Annotated in this window: 23 protein-coding genes; 13 read left to right on the top strand and 10 right to left on the bottom strand. The window is 61.9% G+C overall.

What is annotated here, in order from left to right; translation table 11 throughout:
* Positions 1-46: 46 nt before the first annotated feature.
* The 3 genes from ftsH to J0I99_RS16205 form a co-directional block, all read right to left on the bottom strand.
* Complete coding sequence (gene ftsH, locus J0I99_RS16210) at positions 47-1873, bottom strand: ATP-dependent zinc metalloprotease FtsH (protein WP_291398610.1); 1827 nt, start codon at positions 1871-1873, stop codon at positions 47-49.
* A 296-nt stretch (positions 1874-2169) separates the two neighbouring features.
* Complete coding sequence (locus tag J0I99_RS20320) at positions 2170-2352, bottom strand: response regulator (RefSeq protein WP_367115447.1); 183 nt, start codon at positions 2350-2352, stop codon at positions 2170-2172.
* A gap of 263 nt (positions 2353-2615) precedes the next feature.
* Positions 2616-2723 carry a hypothetical protein gene (locus tag J0I99_RS16205; RefSeq protein WP_363278211.1) on the bottom strand — a complete coding sequence of 36 codons (108 nt, stop codon included), beginning with the start codon at positions 2721-2723 and terminating at the stop codon, positions 2616-2618.
* A gap of 409 nt (positions 2724-3132) precedes the next feature.
* On the opposite strand from J0I99_RS16205, the gene J0I99_RS16200 reads away from it, so the two are divergent.
* From J0I99_RS16200 to J0I99_RS16190, 3 genes are all read left to right on the top strand, one after another.
* A complete protein-coding gene (locus tag J0I99_RS16200; RefSeq protein ID WP_291390805.1) occupies positions 3133-3294 on the top strand; it encodes a hypothetical protein in 162 nt (53 codons plus the stop codon).
* 237 nt (positions 3295-3531) lie between these two features.
* A complete protein-coding gene (locus J0I99_RS16195) occupies positions 3532-6543 on the top strand; it encodes a heavy metal-binding domain-containing protein (RefSeq protein ID WP_291390806.1) in 3012 nt (1003 codons plus the stop codon).
* Positions 6544-6564: 21 nt separating this feature from the next.
* Entirely contained in the window at positions 6565-7110 is a 546-nt protein-coding gene (locus J0I99_RS16190) for a cytochrome c (protein WP_291390807.1), read from the top strand.
* A 12-nt stretch (positions 7111-7122) separates the two neighbouring features.
* Here J0I99_RS16190 and J0I99_RS16185 read toward each other — a convergent pair whose 3' ends face one another.
* Positions 7123-7560, bottom strand: a complete 438-nt coding sequence (locus J0I99_RS16185) for a CBS domain-containing protein (protein WP_291390809.1) — start codon at positions 7558-7560, stop codon at positions 7123-7125.
* A 202-nt stretch (positions 7561-7762) separates the two neighbouring features.
* On the opposite strand from J0I99_RS16185, the gene J0I99_RS16180 reads away from it, so the two are divergent.
* The 3 genes from J0I99_RS16180 to J0I99_RS16170 are packed head-to-tail and all read left to right on the top strand — an operon-like array spanning position 7763 to position 8976.
* Entirely contained in the window at positions 7763-7972 is a 210-nt protein-coding gene (locus J0I99_RS16180) for a DUF2934 domain-containing protein (RefSeq protein WP_291390810.1), read from the top strand.
* Positions 7969-8277 (top strand): DUF2933 domain-containing protein, encoded by a 309-nt coding sequence (locus tag J0I99_RS16175; protein ID WP_291390811.1) that lies wholly within the window; start codon positions 7969-7971, stop codon positions 8275-8277. The genes J0I99_RS16180 and J0I99_RS16175 overlap by 4 nt, the downstream gene beginning before the upstream one ends.
* A 27-nt stretch (positions 8278-8304) precedes the next feature.
* Positions 8305-8976 carry an isoprenylcysteine carboxylmethyltransferase family protein gene (locus tag J0I99_RS16170; protein WP_291390812.1) on the top strand — a complete coding sequence of 224 codons (672 nt, stop codon included), beginning with the start codon at positions 8305-8307 and terminating at the stop codon, positions 8974-8976.
* Positions 8977-9018: 42 nt separating this feature from the next.
* Here the strand turns inward: J0I99_RS16170 and J0I99_RS16165 are convergent, their stop codons facing one another.
* From J0I99_RS16165 to J0I99_RS16155, 3 genes are all read right to left on the bottom strand, one after another.
* Entirely contained in the window at positions 9019-10296 is a 1278-nt protein-coding gene (locus J0I99_RS16165; RefSeq protein ID WP_291390813.1) for a type II restriction endonuclease, read from the bottom strand.
* A 109-nt stretch (positions 10297-10405) separates the two neighbouring features.
* On the bottom strand, positions 10406-11269 hold the full coding sequence (motA, locus tag J0I99_RS16160; RefSeq protein WP_291398609.1) for a flagellar motor stator protein MotA: 864 nt from the start codon (positions 11267-11269) through the stop codon (positions 10406-10408).
* A gap of 55 nt (positions 11270-11324) precedes the next feature.
* Positions 11325-12107 (bottom strand): murein L,D-transpeptidase family protein, encoded by a 783-nt coding sequence (locus J0I99_RS16155; RefSeq protein WP_291398608.1) that lies wholly within the window; start codon positions 12105-12107, stop codon positions 11325-11327.
* Positions 12108-13174: 1067 nt separating this feature from the next.
* Between J0I99_RS16155 and J0I99_RS16150 the strand changes: the two genes are divergently transcribed.
* Together J0I99_RS16150 and J0I99_RS16145 are read left to right on the top strand one after the other, a co-directional pair.
* Positions 13175-14437 (top strand): L,D-transpeptidase family protein, encoded by a 1263-nt coding sequence (locus J0I99_RS16150; RefSeq protein WP_291398607.1) that lies wholly within the window; start codon positions 13175-13177, stop codon positions 14435-14437.
* Between the two features lie 431 nt (positions 14438-14868).
* Positions 14869-15126, top strand: a complete 258-nt coding sequence (locus J0I99_RS16145; protein WP_367115446.1) for a cytochrome c — start codon at positions 14869-14871, stop codon at positions 15124-15126.
* 135 nt (positions 15127-15261) lie between these two features.
* Here the strand turns inward: J0I99_RS16145 and J0I99_RS16140 are convergent, their stop codons facing one another.
* The gene (locus J0I99_RS16140) at positions 15262-15915 is read right to left on the bottom strand and encodes a hypothetical protein (RefSeq protein ID WP_291398606.1); all 654 of its coding nucleotides are present in this window, start codon (positions 15913-15915) and stop codon (positions 15262-15264) included.
* A gap of 196 nt (positions 15916-16111) precedes the next feature.
* Here J0I99_RS16140 and J0I99_RS16135 point away from each other — a divergent pair, with 196 nt between their 5' ends.
* The 4 genes from J0I99_RS16135 to J0I99_RS16120 all read left to right on the top strand — a co-directional run bounded on the left by J0I99_RS16135 (position 16112) and on the right by J0I99_RS16120 (position 19982).
* Positions 16112-17536 (top strand): multicopper oxidase family protein, encoded by a 1425-nt coding sequence (locus J0I99_RS16135; protein ID WP_291398605.1) that lies wholly within the window; start codon positions 16112-16114, stop codon positions 17534-17536.
* A gap of 137 nt (positions 17537-17673) precedes the next feature.
* Positions 17674-18063 carry a hypothetical protein gene (locus tag J0I99_RS16130; RefSeq protein WP_291398604.1) on the top strand — a complete coding sequence of 130 codons (390 nt, stop codon included), beginning with the start codon at positions 17674-17676 and terminating at the stop codon, positions 18061-18063.
* 455 nt (positions 18064-18518) lie between these two features.
* Positions 18519-19265, top strand: coding sequence for a thioredoxin domain-containing protein (locus tag J0I99_RS16125; RefSeq protein ID WP_291398603.1), 747 nt, complete (start codon positions 18519-18521; stop codon positions 19263-19265).
* Positions 19266-19379: 114 nt separating this feature from the next.
* A complete protein-coding gene (locus J0I99_RS16120; RefSeq protein WP_291390239.1) occupies positions 19380-19982 on the top strand; it encodes a transglutaminase-like cysteine peptidase in 603 nt (200 codons plus the stop codon).
* Here the strand turns inward: J0I99_RS16120 and J0I99_RS16115 are convergent.
* Both J0I99_RS16115 and J0I99_RS16110 read right to left on the bottom strand, forming a co-directional pair.
* Positions 19957-21678 carry a penicillin-binding protein 2 gene (locus tag J0I99_RS16115; RefSeq protein WP_291398602.1) on the bottom strand — a complete coding sequence of 574 codons (1722 nt, stop codon included), beginning with the start codon at positions 21676-21678 and terminating at the stop codon, positions 19957-19959. The two genes, J0I99_RS16120 and J0I99_RS16115, sit on opposite strands and share 26 nt — an antisense overlap.
* 75 nt (positions 21679-21753) lie before the next feature.
* Positions 21754-22077 (bottom strand): hypothetical protein, encoded by a 324-nt coding sequence (locus J0I99_RS16110; protein WP_291390241.1) that lies wholly within the window; start codon positions 22075-22077, stop codon positions 21754-21756.
* Between the two features lie 131 nt (positions 22078-22208).
* On the opposite strand from J0I99_RS16110, the gene J0I99_RS16105 reads away from it, so the two are divergent.
* Positions 22209-22535: a hypothetical protein gene (locus J0I99_RS16105; RefSeq protein WP_291390242.1), complete on the top strand. Its 327-nt coding sequence runs from the start codon at positions 22209-22211 to the stop codon at positions 22533-22535.
* Positions 22536-22678 lie beyond the last annotated feature (143 nt).

The following is a 22678-nucleotide window of genomic DNA, read 5'->3' as shown; positions in this document are numbered from 1 at the left end:
GTCGACAAGATTCGTTAAGGTATCGGTCAATCGGCGTCTGGACTTATCAGGCCAATTGGTGCCCGGGCGCCTCGATCCCGACCGGGCCGAGGGCCGGCAGGTCGGCCGGGGTAATGACTTCGCGCTGGAGAAGCATTTCGGCGCCGCTATCCAGGATGTCGTGCTTGCCTTCGAGGATATGCCGTGCCCGGTCGAAGGCTTCTGCGACGAGCTCGCGCACAGTCACGTCCAGCTCGCGCGCCGTCGCCTCCGAGTAGTCGCGTGAGGATTTCGCCATCGGTGTATCCAGGTACTGCTGGAGCACCTGCTCGAGGACCGGGTGCCCCAGTCTTTCGCTCATTCCGAACCGCGCGGCGAACTGCCTGGCGATGTCGGTGACCTTGGCGAGATCGTCGGCCGCGCCCGTCGAGTAGTCGCCAAAGATGACCAGCTCCGCTGCCCGGCCGCCCATGAGGACGGCCATGCGGTCCTTGAGTTCGCCTGCGGCAATGACGTAACGGTCCTCGGTTGGCCGCTGCATGGTGTAGCCCAGCGAACCTATGGAACGCGGGATGATCGAAACCTTGTGGACGGGATCGGTTCCCGTGATCGCGGCGGCCACCAACGCGTGCCCGAGCTCGTGATAGGCTACGCGCCGCCGCTCCTGGGGTTGCAGGAGCCGACTGCGCCTTTCGGAGCCGGCCACGATACGCTCGACCGCCGCGGTGAAGTCGTCCATCGTGACGTCGGCGGCTTCTCGGCGCGTGGCGACTATGGCCGCCTCGTTGCAGAGATTGGCCAGGTCCGCGCCGGTAAAGCCCGGTGTGATGGCGGCGATCTGGTCGACGTCCACCCCGGACGCTAGGCGAATCTTCTTGAGGTGGACGGACAGGATTTCTGCGCGCCCCTTGCGGTCGGGTCGGTCGAGTGTGACCTGTCGATCAAAGCGACCGGCTCGAAGCAGCGCCGGATCGAGGATTTCCGGGCGGTTGGTGGCGGCGAGCAGCACGATGCCGACGCGCGGATCGAAGCCGTCCAGTTCGGAGAGCAACTGGTTGAGCGTCTGCTCCTTCTCGTCGGCGCCGCCGAGGTTGCTGAATGGCGTGCGGGCACGGCCAAGCGCGTCGAGTTCGTCGACGAAGATTATGCACGGCGCGGCCTTCCTCGCCTGCTCGAACAGATCCCGTACGCGCGCCGCGCCCACGCCAACGAACAGCTCCACGAATTCGGAGCCCGAGATCGAAAAGAACGGAACCCCGGCTTCTCCGGCGACGGCGCGGGCTAGCAGCGTCTTGCCGGTGCCGGGCGGGCCGACCAGCAGCACGCCCTTGGGGATACGTGCACCAAGGCGTCCGTATCGCTCCTTGTCCTTGAGGAAGGCCACGATCTCCTGAAGTTCTGTTTTCGCCTCATCGACGCCGGCGACGTCGGCAAAGGTCACACCGGTGTCGGTCTCGACATAGACCTTGGCCTTGGACTTGCCGATGGCGGTGAGGCCGCCGAGGCTGCCCCGTTCGGCAAAGCCTCGGAACACGAAGTACCACAGCCCGACCAGTATCAATGCCGGAGCGACCCAGGAGACGATAGTGCCGAACCAGTTCTGGTCGCTCGCGCCGGTGATCTCGACGCCAGCATCGGTGAAGACCTGCACCAGCTCGGGATCGACCCGCCGGGTGACGAAATACGCGTACCCATCCTGCGCTGATTTGTAGCGCCCCTCGATCATCGACTCCGTGATCGTCACCTCGGCGACCTGGCCCGCCTTCAATCGTGCTAGCAGCTCGGTGTAGGTAATCGTCTCGACCGAGCGGTATCCCAGCCACAACTGGAGCGCCGCAAACAGCAGGAGCGCGAAGCCGAAGTACCAGAGGTTGTATTTCCAACGCTTGTCCATGGGGCTTTCCCGCTTGCAGCGCCATTCTGCAAATGGCCGGGAAGGAGGACCTACTCTTGGATCGAGACGCCCCTGCGCCCGCCACCGAGAAGCCAAGGTCAGAACCGGCTGTGGCGGTAGGCTAGGCGAGCGGGGCCTCGACTTGATTGATGTAGCTCAAACGCGGTTCGCCCGTTGAGCTTTCTCCTTTCTGGAGGGAGCCAACTGCCACGCGTCTTCGCCGCAGAAGGGCAGAAGGCCTGTTGGTATTGGCGCTCCGAGGACGCAGTGCGACGCAATGGCGGCATGGACAACCATTAGTATCCGTTCGTCGCTGAACGGTTTGTGGACGATGCCGTGAGCGCCGGCTTGTCGGGCCGCTTCGGAAACCTCGGCATCACCGCCCCCGTTATGACCACGACGGGCACCTGGTCGCCCTGTTCTCGCATGAGGCGCACAAGCTCAAGGCCATCGGTTCCGGGCATTCGAAGATCGGTGATGATACATCAGGCCGTTCCAAGTCCGAGAACGCAAGATACTCGTATGCGGAAGGGAACACCTGCACCGAGTATCGGGCCGCGCGCAGGAGGAAGGCCAACGAGTTTCTGACAGCATCGTCGTCTTCTACCAAATGCACCGTGGTCATCGCTCCCGACCAACTACGTCCTCACCCAAGTCCAGAATTCTAGTCTTCTGGACGCCAGTTTCAAGCGGCAGGAAAGGTGAACGTGAAGCGCGTTCTACTCTCTGCATTCGGCTCGGCCTAAAATCCGCCCCCATGAGCTTCGAGAATGGTCCTAGATACCGACAGGCCGACGCCCATGCCCTGGGCCTTGCCTGTCGAAAACGGCAGGAACAGGCGGTCGAGCATCTCCGGAGCAATTTCCCGAGCCGGTATCGGCAATCGTGACAATGATCATTCGCTCAGCGGGAAGCATCTCCTCGATCAGGTCCAGAACCTTGCCAGCTGTCGTGACGCTGTGGACGGATAGAACCTTCCCTGGGCGGCCACATCGGAGAATCCGGGTGAACACTCGGTCTGCTCGGGCAACGTGCGGAAGAACTTGGGGCCGACGTCGAGGCCAATTTCGCCCACATACGGGTCTCGGGTAGCAGCGCTTCAAAGAGGTCCAGCTCGCACTTGCGTTCGGCTGCCAAATGGGGGTGCAGACCAAGGCCCACCCGGACAAATCGCGAACGTGCTGCCAGTTTCAGGTCTTGCCGAAAGGCCATCGGAGTGGTGGTCACGGCCAACGTAGCGGTCCCTCACTGACACTCACGTGGGGCAGGTGCTGCTGTTGGCATTCCTGTCGCCGGAGCTGGTCGAGAGCATCCTGGCTGCTCAGCAACCAGCAGGACTCACCGCGCAGAAGCTGTTCTGGCGCGACCGGCTTCCCCTGCGCTGGGAGGAACAAGAGCGGTCGCGTGGAAGCGTCATGTAAGCATCGCTAGAGCTGATGCCACTTCCTCATGGATGCGGGAGACCGGAACACGAGCTGAGTTGAATGCCATGGTCGCTAAAGGCTGAGTTGGCTCAGCCTGCCTTGCCCAGTACCGCAATGTTCCGCGTGCATTGATCTCGGTCAATCGGTCGGTCGATGCAAACCATTGACTTGGCTGCTGTCTCGGCCGATTCTTGCGCAATTCGCGACGTTCTATGTGCACATGGAGTTACGGCCATGAGTGCTGAACGAAGATTGGTCCTGATTACCGGCAGCAACGGCCGGATCGGCACTGCGGTGATGCAACGGCTGACCGGGCAGTTCAGCGACGTCGTGGGCTTCGATCTCAAGGCCCCCAGTCCGCCGCCGCCAGATTGCGTACGCATTCCGGTCGACCTCGCCTCCGAGCAAAGCACCGAGGAAGGGTTGCGTGTCCTGCGCGATCACCATGGATCGCACATCGCGGCGGTCGTCCACCTCGCCGCGTACTATGACTTTCTCGGCAAGCCGAGCCCGAAGTACGACGAGATCACCGTCAAGGGGACGGAGCGGCTCCTGCGCGGGCTCAAGCGCGAGAATTTCGAGGTCGAGCAGTTCATCTTCTCGAGCACCATGCTCGTGCACGAGCCGGGCGAGCCCGGCGTGTTCATCACCGAGGACTGGCCGATCGGGCCGACCTGGGCCTATCCGGAATCCAAGGTCCGGACCGAGGAGCTGATCCGGGCGGAGCGTGGCGACATTCCGGCCGTGATCCTGCGTCTCGCGGGTGTTTACGACGACGTCTGTCACTCGCCGCCCCTCGCGCACCAGATCCAGCGCATCTTCGAACGACAGCTGGCGGGCCACCTCTATTCGGGTTCGACCTCACACGGTCAGTCCTTCGTCCACCTCGAGGACGTGGTTGACGCCATCGAGCGCACCATAGAGCGCCGGGCGCAACTGCCGCCGGAAGTGGCCATTCTCGTCGGCGAGCCGGAGACGCTGAGCTATGACGAGTTGCAGCACACGTTCATGCGGCTGATCCAGGGCCACTCGGGAGAGACCTACGACGTCCCCGGGGTAATGGCCAAGGTCGGCGCGTGGCTGCAAGAGGAAGTGCTTGGCCAGGATACGTTCATCAAGCCGTGGATGATCGACCGGGCCAATGACCATTATGCGCTGGACATCACCCGCGCCCGCACGCTGCTCGGCTGGGAACCTCGCCACACCCTGCGCCAGACCCTGCCCAAGATGGTGGCGGCATTGCACGCCGATCCATTTGGCTGGTATCGCGAGCACGGCCTGGCACTACCGGATGCGATTGCCGACAAGGTGGTGCGAGCGGAGCTGGAGGCGCGCCAAAGCCCTCAGCAAGCTCAACCGGCACCCGCACTGGAGCAGGCCCGCCCGTTATCCAAAGCCGCGCCGCAGACCGCCGAAGCAGCCCCCGCTGCAGGCGAGTTGATGCACGCCTGTCCGATGCATCCGGAAGTGTGCCAATCGCTGCCCGGCAATTGTCCGAGGTGCGGGACGGCGCTGGAGCCCGCTCTCCCGCCTGCGGGGGGCCAGTACGCCTGCCCGATGCATCCGGAGGTTGTGGGCGCCACGCCAGGCCGGTGCCCGCAGTGTGGGATGGCGCTGGAGCTGCAACCGCCTGCCGGCAGCCACGAGCATCAGGAACATCGCGAGCATATGGAGCACGGCCACATGATGGCCGTCGAGCAGGCGGTCGAATACACCTGCCCGATGCACCCCGAGGTCGTCAGTCGCGAGCCGGGCCGGTGCCCCAAATGCGGCATGACGCTGGTTCCGCGCTCGGGCACCAAGGAGCACGCCGGGCACGGACCGGCCGAGCACGCGAACATGATGGTCGAGGACCATCAGAAGCTGCTCTGGCCGCACTATCTTGCCCTGATGCTCGGCTTCTGGCTGCTCACCAGCCCGATCACCCTTGGCTACATGAGTGACTTCACGCCGGACGCCAACCAGTTGCGCGTGATGGCCGAACGTGGACTGCCGCATTTTGCGTTGCGCAACCTGGCGATGACCTGGAGCGACGTCATTGCCGGCGTGCTGGTGATTGCCTTCAGTTGGCTGTCCGCTGACCCCTGGCGCCGCTTCCCCTGGGCGCAATGGGGCAACGCCTTTGTCGGCGGCTGGCTGCTGTTGGCACCGCTCGTCTTCTGGACGCCGTTGCCCGAGGCCTATGCGAACGACACCCTGGTCGGGGGGCTGGTCATCGCCCTGTCGGTGCTGATCCCGATGATGCCGGGCATGAGCATGGAAGGCATGATGGGAAAACCCGATATCCCTCCCGGCTGGGCTTATACTCCAGCAAGCTGGATACAGCGCATGCCGATTGCCGTGCTGGCAGTGATCGGATTCCTCATCGCCCGCTATCTCGGCGCCTATCAGCTCGGCCATGTCGACACTGTGTGGGAACCCTTCTTTGCGGGAGAGGGGGCGATGAACGGTACCGAGACGATCATCACCTCGGACGTGTCCAAGGCCTGGCCGATCCCGGATGGCGCGCTGGGCGCCGTGGTCTACATGCTCGAGTTGGTCATGACCTGGATGGGCGGCAAGGACCGCTGGCGCACCATGCCGTGGATGGTGCTGGCATTGGCCATCCTGATCCTGCCGCTCGGTATCGTCAGCATCTACTTCATCATCATCCAGCCGATCGAGATCGGCACCTGGTGCACGCTGTGCCTGATCGCCGCGCTGGCGATGGCGATCATGATCCCGTACTCGCTCGATGAGTTCGTCGCCATGGGGCAGTTCCTGGTCGATGCCCGCCGCAAGGGCAAGCCATTCTGGCGCACGTTCTGGACTGGCGGTGCCATGGAGGGAGGCAGCGACGACCAGTCCAGGGGAATGCTGGGCAATGCGCGCGAGATGGTCGCGGAGAGCGGGCGCGGTATAACGCTTCCCCTGCCGTTGCTGCTCAGCTGCGCCGTCGGCATCTGGTTCATGTTCAACCGGCTCACCTTCGGCAACTCAGGCGCTATCGCCGACAGCGATCACCTCGTGGGCGCGCTGGTCGTGACCTTCTCCATCATGGCCTTCGCCGAGGTCGCGCGCTCTGTCCGCTTCATCAATGTGGCATTCGGCGCCTGGCTGATCGCTGCGCCGTGGCTGCTCGAGGGCCTGGGATCGCCGATCGCGGCCTGGAACGGCGTCATCGGCGGCGTCCTGTTGATCGTGTCCGCGCTGCCGCGGGGGCGCATCAGGGACTCCTACGCGGGCTGGAACCGCTTCATCGTCTAGGGACAAGTCGGAGAAACGCCAATGATGTCGCTGTTCCGAGCCGAAGTCGTGAAGGCGGTCCTGGCATGGCTCGTCATTCTTGGCGTCCTTGGCGGTCTGGGAGCGCTGGCCTTTGTCTATTCCGGCTTCTTCAACGTTGCTGCAACGACCGTGGATTCCGCGCCCCTGCAGTGGCTGCTGGTGACCGCGCGGGAAGCCTCCATTCAACTGCATGCACGAGACATTGAGGCCCCGACGCTCGGAGGAGCTGAGCAAGTAGAGCGGGGGTTTCGCTTCTTCCGTCAGGAGTGCGCCATGTGCCACAACCCGCCGGGGCGGGAGCCCACAGCGATGTCAGCAGGGCTAAATCCCAAAGCGCCAGACCTGCCGGAACTAGTGGAGGACATGACCGACGCCGAACTGTTCTGGGTTACGCGGAACGGCATCAGATTCACCGGCATGCCCGCCTGGGCCACGTCGTCCTACGGTGACGAGATGATATGGGATGTTGTTACGTACATGCGGGCCTCGGTTGACATGCAGGCCGCCGACTACGATGCGCTGGATCAGCGCCTGCCACCGGACTGACCGTCCCCGAAATCAGCCCCTTATCCCGCCCACATAGAGCACGAGTTGCTCGATGTTGAATTCGCGGTCGGCAAGCGCGCTCTTCATCAGGTCGCCGATGGAAATGATGCCGACGAGCGTGCCGCCGCTGAGGACCGGCAGGTGCCGGATGCGCTTGGCGGCCATGAGGGCCATGCAGGCGTCGACGGTCTGATCCGGTTCGACATAGATGACGTCCTTCACCATCACGTCGCGCACCAGGGTCGTCGGCGAAGTTCTGCCCTTGAGGAATACGCGCCTGGCATAGTGCCGCTCGGTGAAGATCCCGACGACGCGGTCGCCGTTTGTGACCAGCACGGCGCCTATGTCCTTGTCGGCCATCACCCGAAGCGCATCGGCAACGGTGTCGTCAGGGCGAACCGTGAAAACGGCGTGGCCCTTGATGTCGAGGATATGTCGGACGGTTGTCATGGGGCTTCTCCCCGCCATTCCGGCCGCCACATGGTCCTGGAGCGGGTCCGGCAGTCAGCTTACTCCCATAAGCAAGAGCATGCAGCGCGTCTGCACGTCTTGATCAAGATCAACCCGAGCCCGCGACACAAGTGGTGTAATTTGAGCGATGGCGGATTGACCTCCGCCATTCTGCCCCGCCGGGGTGAGTGGGAGATTGAGGATGCACGACAAGCGGAAGCGAATTCAGAAGCGCGCCTATGAGATCTGGGAGGCGGAGGGCAGGGCCGATGGCCACGACGAGGATCACTGGCGACGAGCCGAGCTGGAGATTGAGGCGGATGAGCGGCGCCGCGGGAAACTGATGGCAAAGAGCGACCCACCGTCCAGAAGGCAGCGTGAGGTCAATTCGCGACGGAGGGTTCACCAATGAGCGATCACTCGAGTTCCCATCCGGATCAGCAGCCGGCCAGCACGCCCCAGGACGTCGGTTCCGAGCCGCGAGGTTTCTGGCGGTCCCCAGCCGGGTTCGTGACCATCGCTTTCCTCGTGATCGGTGGCTTCTTCCTGGTGGCCGAGCACCGAGCCCATCTCGTCCCATATGTCGGGTATTACCTGCCGATCCTTCTGCTGCTCGCCTGCCTGCCGATGCACCTGTTTACGCATGGCGGGCACCACCATCAGAGGCGGGGAGCTTCCACTGAGGACGACGAAGATGTCCCTGGACACCGGCACTAAGGCCCGATCCCGTCAGGAGCAGCAATCATGAACGACACCGTTCCGGCCTATGGATTGTGGTGGCTGGTCATCGTCAACTCAGCCGTCTTCATCCTGTTTGCATTCAGTTTCTTCAAGCCGCAAACTCGACGCGACTGGCGGTCGTTTGGTGCGTTCAGCGCATTTCTGGTCGCGCTGTTTGCGGAAATGTATGGGTTTCCGCTGACGATCTATCTACTTTCGGGCTGGCTGCAGGCGGCGTTCCCCAATGTTGATTGGTGGTCCCATGATGCCGGCCATCTGCTCGAGATGATGTTCGGCTGGCGGGCGAGTCCGCATTTCGGCCCGTTCCATATCGCAAGCTTTGTCTTGATTGGCGGTGGGTTCCTTCTGATCGCCGCCGGCTGGCGGGTCTTGTATGCCGCCCAAAGCGAGCGGCGGTTGGCGACCGAGGGGCCCTATTCCTACGTTCGCCATCCGCAATATGTGGGCTTTGTCCTCGTCATGCTGGGTTTCCTGGTGCAATGGCCGACCTTGCTGACCCTTGTGATGTTCCCGATCCTCGTGGCCATGTACGTGCGCCTCTCCTTTGTCGAGGAGCGCGAGGCAAGGAGGGAGTTCGGCGAGGCATACGAACGCTATGCGGCAGAAGTTCCGGCCTTCTTCCCGAATTGGGGCAGGTTGGCTGGTCTGCGCAACGGCGGCAGGACCTCCGGGTGACTGTACCCTGTCAGACTGATTGTCGATCGCTTGTGCGATTCCTCAGGTGAGGAGCCTCGAGATCGCGTGGATCGGCTTCATGCCTTGACCAAATCGGGCGATCGACTCGCGGTTTGTCTTCAGTTCTCCGTAGGGCAGGTACCGCACTGCGAGGTCAGCCACGCGGCTGAAAGCGGGGCGTCTGAGTTGCGCGCTGACTTCGTGCTCTCGCCCATCCGGGGCAACCAAGAACAGGCCTTCAAGGGCATGGGCATCACTTCCAAGTGCCAAGTCCAGCATGCGCACGATGCCGGAATAGATCGACGTTGTGTGCTCCACCTCGAACGCTGCAACGATGCGCCCGGTGTCCCGATGGAGCCAGAGCACATCGATGAGCCGTATCGCTTCGGCTGCGGGTGCAGCAGCGGGTAGCGGCAGCATCTCGAGACAACCGTCACCGAGCTTGCCGTTGCCGAGCGGGCGGCTGCGGTCATTGGCCGCCACCCAAACGGCATAACCGACCGCGTGCCCCAGGTCACGCAACCAGCCTTGAACCTCGGTGTGAGTATGGTCTTGCTCGCGCGCTGCGGAGACCGCCTTATTCGCTCTTTCAGCCTCTTTCCGCACGCGCGTCAGATCCGCTTCCCAAGCCCGCAAGGCGTTGTCGTCATTTTCGACTAGCGGAGGGGCGGGATAGCGGCCGCTGCCAATATCGAACAGCAGCCCCGCCAGAGCGCCGAGGTCGTTGGACAGCAGTTCGCGGTATTTCGCATTGAGCGCCAAGATGCCTTCTCGCATCGCCAGGTATTCGTCCCAGCGCCCCAGCCGTACTTTGGCGCCCACAAGGGCATTGTAACCGCTGACAATTGCGGTATTGAACGGCGGCGCTATGGTAGGATGCAGGAAATATAGAAGGTTTGCAGCGGCGGGCCCAAGGCCCTTTATCGCCTTGGCGTCGATTTCTCGGATGGCGCCCAGAACCTGTTGCTCGGTGGTACAACACACGCAGGTGTCCAGCAGGCGGCCAAACGCCCGCTGATTATCTGCACTCTCGTAGATATCAGGGATACGTAGCTTCGGTTTCCAAAGGAACGCGTGGTCCGCACCCCTGAAGATTTGGCGCTGCTCGGCGATCGAGTGCACAACCGTTTCGAGCGAGGAGCCGCGATATGCGCTGCCAAAACGACCGCTCTCAATCTCGGCGACGACCTGCTGGATACCGCGGCGGATCGACCTGAAGTTCTTGAGCCGCTCCTCCCACAGAAACCAAGAGCGATACGTGCCGTACGGATCGTTTCTCCAGCGCTCCACGAGATGCAGCAACGGATCGGACACGTTCATTTCCCTCATTCCGGCCCCGCCTGGTCGTCGTCTCGAGGTGGCGCCTATCTTCGGCTATTTTGGCGAGCAGATAGCACAGCAGTCATCGCCGCAAGAGGCAAGTAAGGGACTATCCAGCGACTGTAATACTGGCTGTAGCAGCGTCGACTTCGGCAAAGCTGGGACGCACCTCCGACATCAGCGCCTTGCGGGCAAACTCGATAGCGATAGCGGGTGAGTAGCCGGAGATGTGGGCCAGGAGGCCTACCTTCATCGAGAGAAAGTATTTCGACTCCGCTTCGAAGATGTTCCGCAGGGATTGAGCCATTGGCCCGAAAAAGCCATAGGCGACGAACACGCCCAGAAATGTGCCAACGAGAGCGCCACCGATCATGTGTCCCAGGACGGCGGGTGGTTCGCTGATGGAGCCCATCGTTTTGATGACTCCCAGTACGGCGGCGACAATACCGAGCGCAGGGGTGCCGTCCGCCAGCGACTGGATGGCGTTGATCAATCGCTCGTTTTCCTGGTGGTGCGTCTCGAGCTCTTCATCCATCAACGCCTCCATTTCGTGGGCAACCCGGCTTCCCAGGGTGATCATGCGCAGGTAGTCGCACATGAATTCGACGGCGTGGTGATTGTTGGCGAAGGTGGGAAACTGCTGGAAGAGCGGAGAAGCCCCAGGGGCCTCTATGTGCTCCTCGACGGCGAGAATGCCTTTTGACTGGATGAGCTTGAACAGTGAGAACTGCAGCCCGAGTAGTTCGACATAGGCAGCCTTGTTGTAGCGAGGACCCCGGAAGAGCGTGGCAAATACCGTGAGCGTCTGTTTGAGAATGGGACCGGTGTTACCGATGACAAACGCCCCGGCTGCTGCACCCAAAATGATGACGGCCTCGAATGGCTGGATCAGCACGTCGAGCTTCCCGCCCATGGCAATGAAGCCGCCGAAGACGCACACCAAAATGACGACAATTCCAACTATCATACGCATGACTTGATCCCAGGGTTGTCCATTGGCCTCTCACGGGGCGGCCGTCGCAGGGTTACTAGAGCTGTGTGGTTGCCGGAGCGGGACAGGCGGCTAGTGGCTCAAGCGTTTGACCGCTTGGAACGACGACATTGAACACGTAGCGGCCCTCGCACACGTCCCATGAGGCCGGCCGGCGCTGCGTTTCGAATAGGTCGTATCCTTCCTTTAGATTTTGCCAGAAGCCGAGAAACGGGCTGTCCGCATGCTTCTGCAGATTCTGCTCGGTCATTCGGAAGGGATACATCTCGAGCGCGAAGCTAGGATTTCCCGCGGCGAAAGCGTCGCGCGCCAACCCATAGATCTCTCGTATTTGTTCGTCGGTCATGGCGTAGCAGCCAACTGAACGGCAATCGCCGTGCACCATCAGGTTTGAGCCGGTTCGACCGTAAGCGCGGTCGTATTTGTTGGGAAAGCCGGTGTTGAACGACAGGTACAGCCTCGAGTTGGGATTCATCATCCCGGGCGTGACCGTGTAGAAGCCTTCCGGCGCCTGCCCATCTCCCTCGGCGAACTTTGGACCCAGGGTGCCAGACCATTTGCAGATGCGGTACGTGCGAAAAAGCTGGTAGTCCCCGGAGGTCGATTGTCTCCAAACCTCGAGCTCGGAGCTTTCCTTGAAGATCCGAACCAACATCGGGCTCGCGGCTGATGCGCCGATCTCGCTCAGATGTTTAAGTGCCGAACTGGTGAGCGGCAGCTTGTCCCGTGGGATTCCACTGAACGTCGAGCACGCCGATACCAACAGGGTGACAGCGGGCAGAGCGAGGAACGCCCTGCGGCGGATGGGGTAGTCGAGCATGGGGGTCACCGTTTGGGTGAGTAGCCTGGCCGCGGCGATAGAGAACGCGACATCAAAGAGCGGGAGTTTGTCGCGGGGCAGGTGAGTTGCCGTCGACACGACATGGGAAACATAGCTCGTGAGCCGAAGGGCACGACTATGCTCGCGCTAGGTTACGCTCTGGGCGGTCGCTCAAGAGCAGCGTAGAGAGCCGACTTGAGGGCTGCGTCAAAGGCGATCTGCCAGGAGCATGTTGCCACCGCTAATGCCGGGCACTGTGGCTCCCGGACGCGCGCTTCTGTTTGGCTATGATCGGCCGAAGAGTGGAGGTGGGTATGGACCTGACCGCCGTGCAGGGCGACGTGTTGGGTCTGCACGGAAATCGCATCCAGACCTGACCCGGGGCCCGTCTCAAATGCGCCGTGCCCGACGCTCGCCAGTGTGGCGAGCAGAGCAAACAGCAATGAGAACAGAGCAAGCCGCATGACGTATCCACGTGGGTCCAGCTAGCATCCTGCGTTCGTTTGGTTAACGAGGCGTGTCTTGTCGGCAGGTACAGTTGGGACAATTCACCGCGCTCAACCGCCTGCCGACTCAGGGTATGCTCTCGCTGGCCATGACGCTGTTCGCCCGCTTCGCCTTCGTCGTACTGATTATTGTCCTGAGTGCGTTTGCAGCCTCAGGTAGCGGCGTTGCATCCCAATCGGCACCGCATCAGATATCCGCAGAGGCGTCGTTGCTCGGCAGCGCGCCGGTTGCCTGTGAGGCGTGCCGCGTCCACACGGTACCCAGCTGCATCGAACTTTGTGTAGGATCGCTGGGGGTCAATTGCTCCGACACCCTGACCAGTGTTCCTACTGCTCTTTGCACTGTGCTCCGCCCCGCCAACGACTTACTGCGCGAGGGGCGACCACCAGAGCCCCGGCTTACCCCTCCCATCGCATAGGTAGCGCTGACGAGCCGATCTCTCGGCTTGCGGCACGAGAAGCATCTACCGGCGCTCCATCAGGCCTGGGCACCACTCATTGCCTCCTGAGGTTGACGCGCAGGTATTCTGTCTTTGGCATCGACGCGTGGAGAACCTACCGATGCACATCAGTCGTCGAAAGCTACTCGCCTCCGTTGCAGTGCTTGGCTTTGTCGGGGTAAGCGCAGGCCGGGCACAAGAAGGAGATTCCGGGTGGGACCTCTTCGGCAACAAGCCGAAGATGCGCAAGGCGGACATCGACGGAAACACCGCAACCGCAAAGAGCCTGGTCGATACCGTCGAGCCAATCTTGTCAGCTCAGACCAGCGCCAATCTGCAACTGGCGATTGCAAACTACGAGGCTTTCGTGGCGGCCAACGGGAATTGGGATACGCCGCCGCGCGAGGCGTTCGGCCTGCAGCTTGGCAAATCCGGGCGAGCGGCGGCATTGCTTAAACGCCGGCTCATGATCAACGGCGATATGCCGCTCGAGAAGCGCGTGAACGACCAGTTCGATGCGGCGCTGGATGCAGGCGTGCGGCTGTTCCAGGCCCGGCACGGTCTCAACATTAATGGACACATTGATGAAGCGACCTTCTATGCGCTGTCGGTTCCGGCGGACTACCGCTTGAACCAGCTTCGCCTCAACGCACAGCGCATCGACTTCTGGGCCTCGTCACTGTCGGACCGCTACGTGGTTGTGAACATTCCCGCAGCGACCATCGAGGCCGTCGAGGCGTCGCAAGTGATCCAGCGTCACACGGCGGTGGTGGGCAAAGTCGATCGAGCGACGCCTATCCTCAATTCCAAAATCCACCAGGTGAAATTCAACCCGTTTTGGACCGTTCCCAAGAGCATCATCCGGAAGGATCTGATCAGGTATATGAACGAAGATCCGGAGTACCTGGCCAAGTTCCGCATCCGCATTTTTGACGGCAAGGGGAACGAACTGTCTCCGACTGATATCGACTGGGCGACCGAGGACGCGGTCAATTACACCTTCAGGCAAGACCCGGGTGCGGAGAATTCGTTGGGCCGCTGCAAGGTCGACTTTTACAACAAGTACGACGTCTATATGCATGACACGCCGCTGAAGGGCCTGTTCGGTGAGAACGCGCGGTTCCTCTCCTCGGGCTGTGTGCGAGCGGAAAATATCGACACGCTCGTCGCCTGGCTCCTGCGTGACAACGGGGGGTGGGACCTGGCCGGGGTGCAGGCGGCATTTGAGGGCGGCTTGCGCGAGGACATCAAACTGAAAGTGCAGGTGCCTATCCACACCACATACATTACCGCCTGGGCCAACAGCCAAGGGACGGTTAGCTTCCGCGACGACGTGTACGCCTTTGACGCTGCCGGAACGGTGAGTTTCCCAGAGGCAGTGTGAAGGCCGCTGGATTGGCGATGGGCGAATTGGCTGGGGTGGACTTGCTTGAATCGAGTAGGCATCGCTCTATCGTCGCAAGCGTGAACACCTAGGTTTCGGCGCCCTTGCGCTTCTTCTTCTGCGCTGCCCCTGCGACTGCTCGGCCATGCCGCGGGAGCTTCGCTGATCAAGAAATCGCAAGCGTCTTGCGCGGCTTTGAGCATTGTCATCAAGTCTGACGCTGTCGTCTCGACTGGTTCATCGTGGTCGGCGCTCAAGGGCGTGGCGGTGGCGCTTGCCGCTGTTGCAGGGACCCTAGAGGATGAACGATGAGGGCTTTGCCAAGCAGGAGGGGGCTCGTTTTCTTTCTGCTTATCGGATCAGAAATAGCAGCGGCCGCTGGTTTCGGGTCTTACGTCACCGCAAGGTCGGAAGCGATGGTTCCCGGTCGGATGCTCTATCTGGATAGCTGCGCCAGTTGTCACGGACTCAACCTCGAGGGGCAGTCGAACTGGATGGACCGTCTGGCTAGCGGGCGCCTAAAAGCTCCACCGCATGATGCGACCGGACATACGTGGCACTATTCGGACGATCAACTCTTCACCATCGTCAAGTCAGGATTGGCTGCCATCTCGCCTGGCTACGAGAGCTACATGCCCGCATCTGAAGGCATTCTCTCCGATCAGCAGATCAGCGGAATCCTCGCGTAATATCAAGAGCAGCCGGCCATCGCGGCAGCAGCGGTATCAACAGGCCAGCACGGCGGCTGGCCAATGACTGCGAACACCTCAAGCGGAGCGCGAAGCGGGTCGAGCATGACGAGGCGCATGACACGTCTGGACATCCTACAAGCCGAGCAGCACTTCCCGAACGGTGAGGTTCAGGCTCTCATGCGTCGCAAAGGCCTGCATACGGAGCCTTCGGGGTAAGAGGAGGTCATAGCCCGGGTTCGATCCTCTTCGTCCGAGCAGGGCGGGTAGGTCGCGTTCCAAATGAAGCACATGCACAATGGGAGGCAGGCTCTGCTCGTCGCTTGGGCGCTGCGAGATGGCGTCTTCGACGGCCAACACCGGATGAATAGTGGCCCAAAGAAACTGCTCGTAACGCGCATCGAAAACGCGGCGCAAGCTGAGGCTGCCGGATAGCAGGACTTGGCCGGAGCGAACGACCAAGGAGGACTCAGCGATCTCCATGCCGAGCGCTCTTACAAGCTCGAGTTCACTCGCTGAGGCGGTTCCCGCACCGAGAGCGTCGATGGCGTCATCGTAGCGAGACCTCTTTGTCTCCGTCAGGTATTGAGCAAAGTGTGGCGTGTCCCGGATGCGTGGGCGATGACCTTTCCAACCTGCAATAGTGGGGTGCGAGCGAAGATAGGCGTCCATCCGTTGGCGCAGCCACGCTCGTTCGTCGGGCTCCGCCCCAGCAATGCCAAGCAGCTGGCTTACGCGATGGGACGAGCGCATCTCCCACGGCAAGGCGCTGAAGCCATATAGTTCCATTCCGAATCCCCCAGATCGAATCTGGGGGTTCCTACCGTTGTAAGGTCAAGAGCACTGCGTGAGTGAAATCTCTGCAGGCGCCCCCGGAAGATAGTGCGATGCTGCACCATGCCGCAGAGCAATCCGGTGGCGGACAAGGCTATTGACCTTGCCACCGTTGGAAGCAGCAGCTTCGCGCGCTCGATAGGAGTACATCATGCCCCACCCCAACCGTCGCTCCGTTTTGGCGGCATTCGCAGCGCTTGGTGCCGCTTCCACAATGCCTGCCGGCCTGGCCGTCGCTGCTGACCAGCCTCGCCGGCTGACCGTCGCCCGCAGGACGTTGGACGTGCTGGGTCGCCCCGCATCGGTGTTCGGTATCGTGGATGACCATGGCCTGCCGGGCGTTGTGCTCAGCGCAGGCGAGCGCTTTGCCGTTGACCTCGACAATCAAGCGAGCGAAGCGACCAGCATCCATTGGCATGGTCAGACGCCCCCACCACAGCTCGACGGCATTTCGGAGACGGGCTACGTCGCGCCGCTGGCTGCCGCTGAGCTGCGCCCGTTCGATTTCGCGCCGCGACCGGGTACGCATTGGATGCATTCGCACCATGAGCTGCAGGAACAAAACCTCATGACGGCCCCGCTGATCGTTCGCTCGAACGAGGACGAGCTGGCAGACGTCCAGGACGTGACCGTTATCCTCAACGATTTCTCATTCCGCGACCCCGCCCAGATCTTCGCGGAGCTGACTGGCGGTGCCGGCATGGATCATGGGTCGATGCAAGGCATGGATCATTCCGCCATGTCGATGGACAGCATGCCGTCGATGGCCGGGATGGACCTGAACGACGTCGAGTACGACGCCTTCCTCGCCAATGACCGGACGCTGGCCGATCCCTTCGTCGTGACGACCGAGCGCAACGGGCGCGTGCGGCTGCGCCTGATCAACGGGGCGGCCTCGACCGCGTTCTGGATCGATCTCGGCGGGGTTCAGGCCACCGCGGTGGCCGTAGACGGCAACGACATCACAGCGGTCACAGGGAGCCGGTTCCCGCTTGCCCAGGCTCAAAGGCTCGATTTGATCCTCGACGTTCCCGCCGGAACCGTTGTTCCGGTGTTCGCTCAGCGCGAGGGTGATCGAGCCCGAACCGGCCTCGTGCTTGCAGCCCCGGGCGCCAAGATCGGGAAGCTACCCGCTGAAGCCGATGCTGTGGCCGGTCCGCTCGACATGGCCTTCGAGGCCTCGCTGAGCGCAGTGTCAGGCCTGACGGTGAAACCCGCCGATGTTCGACATTCGGTGATGCTCACCGGCACCATGGCCCCATACTCCTGGACACTGGACGACAAGACCTGGGCCAATCGACGCAAGCTCGAAGTGTCCGCGGGACAGCGGGTGGAGCTCGAGTTTATGAACCACAGCATGATGGCGCACCCGATGCATCTGCATGGCCATCACTTCCAGATCGTGTCGATAAACGGCAAGGCTCTGTCCGGCGCGATGCGTGACACGATCATGGTGCCTTCCATGGGCACGGTTGTGGTGGCCTTTGATGCGGATAACCCCGGTCGCTGGCTCTACCACTGCCACAATTTGTACCACATGATGACGGGGATGATGTCGGAACTGGTCTACGTCTGACCAGAGGGCAGGCCCAGAAGGCTGATTTCCGGGCGATGTTGCTGACCCCAGAAGCAGGCCGGCGGGAATGCTGGGCAACCACCGCAGCCAAACCTTAACGAATTGCTGACAGGGTGGCTGTGCCCGGGAAACTGCACATGTACAACGCGCTGAAGACCGAACTGTCCGAACTGCTGGGTATCACCAAGGATGCCCTGCATATTCACATCGGCCTGGCGATCTTTCTGGGAGTAGCCCTCGTTTTCAGGCGGTCGCTGGCAAGCTGGATCCCCTGGCTGGCGCTGCTGGCGTTCGAACTGGCCAACGAATTGATGGACATCTTCCACCTCCATAAGGGTGCTATTGGCTTCGAGATGGGAGACAGCCTCAAGGACATTTTGAACACCATGTTCTGGCCTACGGTTGTGCTTATCGCCGCGCGCTGGCAAAGGCGGCGACAGCGATCGGCCGCCGCAGCGGAGAGATCGCGCGCCACGCCTGACGTGTCCCAGGCCTACAGCGGCGCCGCTACTGCCGATCAGACCTGAGTGATCGATGGCGGAGGTGGTTGCTCTGCGCACCAGGATGCGTAAGGTTGCCAGGATGTGGAGCGTCGCTCGCCGTTTCTTGCTCGCTGCCTTGTTCGGGTTGCTGGCCGTGAACTTTGCGTTCTCGTTTGAGCCGGAGCGCGATCCGTCAGCCCTACCGACCGCGTCTCAAGTTTCGATTGTCGAGTTGAACCCCGTGTGCGCCTCGATCGACTGTTCGAGCGCTCCCTGCCGCCCAGTCTGCGGCCCCCAAGCCCCCTTGCCGCAGACCGTTGCCATACCAGTTCCCGCTTTCGCGCAGGCGGGTCGCCAGATGACGACCGTCACGCCACTCCTCGGCGTCACTTCTTCGCCCGAACTTCATCCTCCTCGCTCCTAGGCCGACTTGAGCCTTGTACCAGAGATGCTGGTCGGTGGCCTTGCGCCCTGACAGCTTGATATCGCGAGGAAGAAGAATGAAACGACGCTTGTTCGGAATGGGTCACACGCTGACGGTCAGTGCCGCTGTGCTCGTGGCCGGCGGACTGATAGCTCTGGCGACGGTCTGGGGCTTCGAGAAGTTAGCCGGCGAGGTGCGCTCCGCCGCTGTCGCTTCAGCGCAGCCGGAGCCTTCGGCTCCCAGGGCCCCGGTCGCCAAAGTGTCGTTCGACAACGTCTCGCTGAAGGATGTCCCCTTCATCGGTGCGGCCACTGCGCCGGTGGGCATGGCGTACTGGTTCGACTATCAGTGCCCGTTCTGCCGGCAAGTGGAGCAAGAGGTCATGCCACGGCTGATCGAGGAATATGTGAAACCAGGTAAGCTGCGCATCTATTTCAAGGACTTTCAGTTCTTGGGGCCAGATTCCTATGAGGCGGCGATAGCATCGCGTGCCGTGTGGGAAGTGGCGCCCGAACTCTTTGGTGCGTGGCACAGTGCACTATTCGCCCGCCAGGATCGCGAGAACGGCGGATGGGGTAACCGAGACGATGTCTTTGCGCTCCTTGATACCATTGAAGGACTCGACGCCGCGAAGGTCAAGGATCTGGTCTCACAAAAGGTCGATACTTACGTGGACCAGATGGATCGCGATCTGCAGGAGGGAGGACGCTTTGGCATTCAGGGTACTCCGGGCACCGTCATCGGCACACGGTTGATTTCCGGAGCGCAGCCGTTCGTGGAGTTCAAAGCGGCGATCGACGAGGTTCTCGACGGGAATCCCTGACCCGAAGGTAACCAGAGCCTGAAGCTCTCAGCTGCAATTTCCAGCAAACTTCGCTGAAAATTCTTCGGATCGCTAAAGCGGCGGCGGCGAATGTTGGACCCACAGGGGGCCAACATGAAGCATGTCGCCGCATTCGCTCTGCTCATTGCGCTTTTCATGACACCGGCGATTGCCAGCCAGGACCAGTTCGCCGATCCCGCCTATGCGCCGGAGCAGGGACCGACCAGCACTCCAGTTGGCCACTACGAGTTCTGCAAGTCGCATGCCGGCGAATGCGGAGCTGTCGCAGGTCCGTCGGCAGAGGTACTGACCGAGAAACTCTGGGCAGAACTGCAGGAGACGAACAATGCAGTCAACGCCAGTGTCGCGCCCGTCACAGACCAAGACCTGTACCGCGTCGCCGAGTACTGGACCTATCCGAATGGGGCAGGGGACTGCGAGGACTATGTCCTCGAGAAGCGCCGTGAGCTGATCGCCAAGGGCTGGCCGGCGAGTACGCTGCTCATAGCTGTCGTTCGGAAGCAGGATGGTGAAGGACACGCGATTCTGCTCGTCCGCACCGACAGGGGCGATCTCGCCCTCGACAATCTCGACGGCGAAATCCACCTTTGGAACGAGACGCCCTACACTTACTTGAAGCGTCAGTCGCAGACGGACGCGTCCAGGTGGGTTGGTCTGGAGGACGGTCGCGTCATCCAAGTGGCATCGATGCACTGAGCGTGCTCGACCGCAACTCCGGCGGGACAAGAAGGTCATCGAGCGAGTCGTCGAAGTTGGGTGCGATCCCCAGCATCGGTGCGGTGCGCTGGATGATCCGCCCCACGACTTCGCCGGCGTTCCAGCCCGCAGTGGTGCCAGCCTGCGGGCTTTCGGCCTTCGGTTCGTCTACGATGACCAGGAGAACGTACTGCGGATCGTCGATCGGAAAGGCGGCGGCAAAGGTATTGAGGTTCTTCTCCGAGGAGTACCTGCCGTCGACCACCTTCTCAGCCGTTCCTGTCTTGCCGCCGACGCGATAGCCATTGGCGATCTTGTTCATCCTCGTTCCCGACCCATCGAGGGCGTTGAGCCGCATGAGGTAGCGCAAGCGGGCGCTGGTCTCGGCGGAGACGACCCGCCGATTTGTCGCCTGGGCATCCTCTAGCGAGCGTGGATAGAGCGTGGGGACGATGTAGTTTCCGCCGTTGACCAGAGCCACCATGGCGGCGGCCATGTGGAGGGGCGTGATACTGAGACCGTGGCCGAAGGCGGCTGTCGCCGCAGTGACCTCCGAGAACTTGGCCGGGACATTGGTCTTGGCGCGCTCCGGCAACTCCGTGGGGAGAATGTCGTCGAAACCGATCCGGGTCAGAAATGCGCGATATTCGTCCTTGCCGAGGGCTTGCACCATGCGGATCGCCCCCACGTTCGAAGAGTACTTATAGATCTCCGGCACGGTGAGGACGCGGTTCTGTCCATGGAAATCCGTAATCGTGAACCTGCCGAAGCGCACCCCGGCGCTGGCGTCGAAGCTGTCAAGCAGCGAGACTTTGCCGCTGTCGAGAGCGGCCGCGAACGCGATGGATTTGAACGTGGAGCCCAGCTCATAACTCCCGGCGGTAATCCGGTTGAGGCGCCCCTCGAGCAAGGCGGTTGCCGGGTCATTCGGGTCGAAGTCGGGCAGGGACACCAATCCGATGATCTCGCCGGTCTTGGCATTCAGCATGACACCGGCTGAGGCGATGGCCTGGTAGCGGGTGAGCGCGTCGGAGAGCCCCGCCCACATCGCGTATTGCACCCTCAGGTCGATCGACAGGCGCACGGGCGACAGCTTCTGCTCCCGCGCGAGACCGATGGTTTGGAGGAGCGCGACGCCGGTATCATCGAGTGCCTTCTCCATGCCGGATATGCCCTGGCTGTCAATGTTGGTGGTGCCCACCAGGTGCGAGCTTTCGGTGCCGCCGGGGTAGAATCGCTTGCTCTCGGTGAGATAGTCGATGCCGGGCAATCCCAGGCTCATGATCTGGTCGCGGACTGAGGGACTGACTTCGCGTTTGATCCAGACGAACCCCTTGTCCCCGGTCAGACGCATCCGCAAGGCATCCTCGTCCAGCTCGGGCAGAACCGAGCGCAACTTGGTGACGGCTTCCTCGATATCGACGATGCGTCGTGGTTCGCCGAAGATGGACGGCACTCTGATATCGACAGCAAGCTCCAGGCCGTTGCGATCGAGTAGCGCCGGCCGCGAGGCCTCGATAGCGGCCCGCTCGCGTCCCTCGATCGTGGTGGCCGGTTGCACTTGTCCATACTGGGTCAGCCGGAAGCCGACGAGGGCGAAGATCGCCAGCATGACGAGAATGACGACGCGGATGCGCGAGCGCACCATCCCGCCCTGACTGCGGCGCGTGCCGACAATCGTGATGTCCTGGCCCATCAAAGCCATGGTGAAACCTCATGTCGTGAGAAGACGGCGCCGCTGATGCAGCGGTCCGGACTTGGTGACGTGAGGTTAGGTGCGCGGCGGGCGCTTCAGGCCGAGACTGATCTCGGGGAGATCTCCGGGCTCGTGCGGCAGGAGACCGAAGCTCGGACGATGCATCGGCCGCCGGCCTGCCGTCGCCGACGTCATAGGCGCCGCATGAGAGTGATCGGTGGTCGAGTGCAGGTGGCCATGGCTGTGGATCACATGCCCCGGGGCAGCCGTGGTCGCGGCGATGGTCACCGCGTCAATGCGCTGATCGGGTTGTGTCGCCTGAACTCCCGGTAAATGCGCCAGGCTCGTCAGGACGACGAGTGCAATGAGCAGCAAATGGCGGATGGAGGTTCTGGTCATTGGTCGTGGCGCTTGCCTTCAAATTGTCACCTCATCAGGGTTAACGCTTGGTTGCTGCCGGACGGGGTTGGGGCGAGGCAATTCACCACGCTTGTGTGCCCCCGCCGATACCGGCACATTGCAAGGTGCCCATGACCGCCGTGCTGCGATTCGTATTGGTGATGTTGTTTGCCGTGTTTCTCGCTTCAGCGAGCGCGGCCGCTCAAGCCCATGGTGCTTCGTCCCCGGCTGATACGGCGATTACCTCGACCAGCGAATGGTCGCGGATCGAGTGCAATGGCGCCTGCCAGCATGGGTCTGCCACCTGTGTGCAGCTCTGTCTGGCCAACCTGGCAAGCCTGGCGAGCGAAAGCTTCGGCCTGCCTTTCACGATCACGAAATCTCGGCACGGGGCAACGGCCGATCTGCTCTTGCCAGGCCTTGCACCGGCACCCCAGCACTCGCCGCCCATCACCTGATCCTCGCCTGACGTCCGGCCCCTCGCCGGTCGGTCAGTTCGTAGGCGGTCAGGATCGATTCCGGCTTCGTCCGGATTTCGGAGAACCGTCGCTCCACCTCCTCCGCGCGTGTGCCAGTTGCTCACGTGGCGGCATTTGGGACG

The sequence above is a fragment of the Devosia sp. genome, from assembly GCF_017307495.1.
Taxonomy (GTDB): Bacteria; Pseudomonadota; Alphaproteobacteria; order Rhizobiales; family Devosiaceae; genus Devosia_A.
This window is presented reverse-complemented; position numbering and strand designations above follow the sequence as displayed.

What these genes read in the sequence shown, in the direction of transcription:
- J0I99_RS16110 (WP_291390241.1), bottom strand. Translation starts at nt 22,077, where the DNA reads ATGACCAGAACCTCCATCCGCCATTTGCTGCTCATTGCACTCGTCGTC.
- J0I99_RS16120 (WP_291390239.1), top strand. Translation starts at nt 19,380, where the DNA reads ATGAAGCATGTCGCCGCATTCGCTCTGCTCATTGCGCTTTTCATGACA.
- J0I99_RS16115 (WP_291398602.1), bottom strand. Translation starts at nt 21,678, where the DNA reads ATGGGCCAGGACATCACGATTGTCGGCACGCGCCGCAGTCAGGGCGGG.
- J0I99_RS16145 (WP_367115446.1), top strand. Translation starts at nt 14,869, where the DNA reads ATGCTCTATCTGGATAGCTGCGCCAGTTGTCACGGACTCAACCTCGAG.
- J0I99_RS16190 (WP_291390807.1), top strand. Translation starts at nt 6,565, where the DNA reads ATGATGTCGCTGTTCCGAGCCGAAGTCGTGAAGGCGGTCCTGGCATGG.
- J0I99_RS16165 (WP_291390813.1), bottom strand. Translation starts at nt 10,296, where the DNA reads ATGAACGTGTCCGATCCGTTGCTGCATCTCGTGGAGCGCTGGAGAAAC.
- J0I99_RS16130 (WP_291398604.1), top strand. Translation starts at nt 17,674, where the DNA reads ATGTACAACGCGCTGAAGACCGAACTGTCCGAACTGCTGGGTATCACC.
- ftsH (WP_291398610.1), bottom strand. Translation starts at nt 1,873, where the DNA reads ATGGACAAGCGTTGGAAATACAACCTCTGGTACTTCGGCTTCGCGCTC.
- J0I99_RS16135 (WP_291398605.1), top strand. Translation starts at nt 16,112, where the DNA reads ATGCCCCACCCCAACCGTCGCTCCGTTTTGGCGGCATTCGCAGCGCTT.
- J0I99_RS16195 (WP_291390806.1), top strand. Translation starts at nt 3,532, where the DNA reads ATGAGTGCTGAACGAAGATTGGTCCTGATTACCGGCAGCAACGGCCGG.
- J0I99_RS16105 (WP_291390242.1), top strand. Translation starts at nt 22,209, where the DNA reads ATGACCGCCGTGCTGCGATTCGTATTGGTGATGTTGTTTGCCGTGTTT.
- J0I99_RS16180 (WP_291390810.1), top strand. Translation starts at nt 7,763, where the DNA reads ATGCACGACAAGCGGAAGCGAATTCAGAAGCGCGCCTATGAGATCTGG.
- J0I99_RS16205 (WP_363278211.1), bottom strand. Translation starts at nt 2,723, where the DNA reads ATGCTCGACCGCCTGTTCCTGCCGTTTTCGACAGGCAAGGCCCAGGGC.
- J0I99_RS16125 (WP_291398603.1), top strand. Translation starts at nt 18,519, where the DNA reads ATGAAACGACGCTTGTTCGGAATGGGTCACACGCTGACGGTCAGTGCC.
- J0I99_RS16150 (WP_291398607.1), top strand. Translation starts at nt 13,175, where the DNA reads ATGCACATCAGTCGTCGAAAGCTACTCGCCTCCGTTGCAGTGCTTGGC.
- J0I99_RS16140 (WP_291398606.1), bottom strand. Translation starts at nt 15,915, where the DNA reads ATGGAACTATATGGCTTCAGCGCCTTGCCGTGGGAGATGCGCTCGTCC.
- J0I99_RS16185 (WP_291390809.1), bottom strand. Translation starts at nt 7,560, where the DNA reads ATGACAACCGTCCGACATATCCTCGACATCAAGGGCCACGCCGTTTTC.
- J0I99_RS16155 (WP_291398608.1), bottom strand. Translation starts at nt 12,107, where the DNA reads ATGCTCGACTACCCCATCCGCCGCAGGGCGTTCCTCGCTCTGCCCGCT.
- J0I99_RS16175 (WP_291390811.1), top strand. Translation starts at nt 7,969, where the DNA reads ATGAGCGATCACTCGAGTTCCCATCCGGATCAGCAGCCGGCCAGCACG.
- motA (WP_291398609.1), bottom strand. Translation starts at nt 11,269, where the DNA reads ATGCGTATGATAGTTGGAATTGTCGTCATTTTGGTGTGCGTCTTCGGC.
- J0I99_RS16170 (WP_291390812.1), top strand. Translation starts at nt 8,305, where the DNA reads ATGAACGACACCGTTCCGGCCTATGGATTGTGGTGGCTGGTCATCGTC.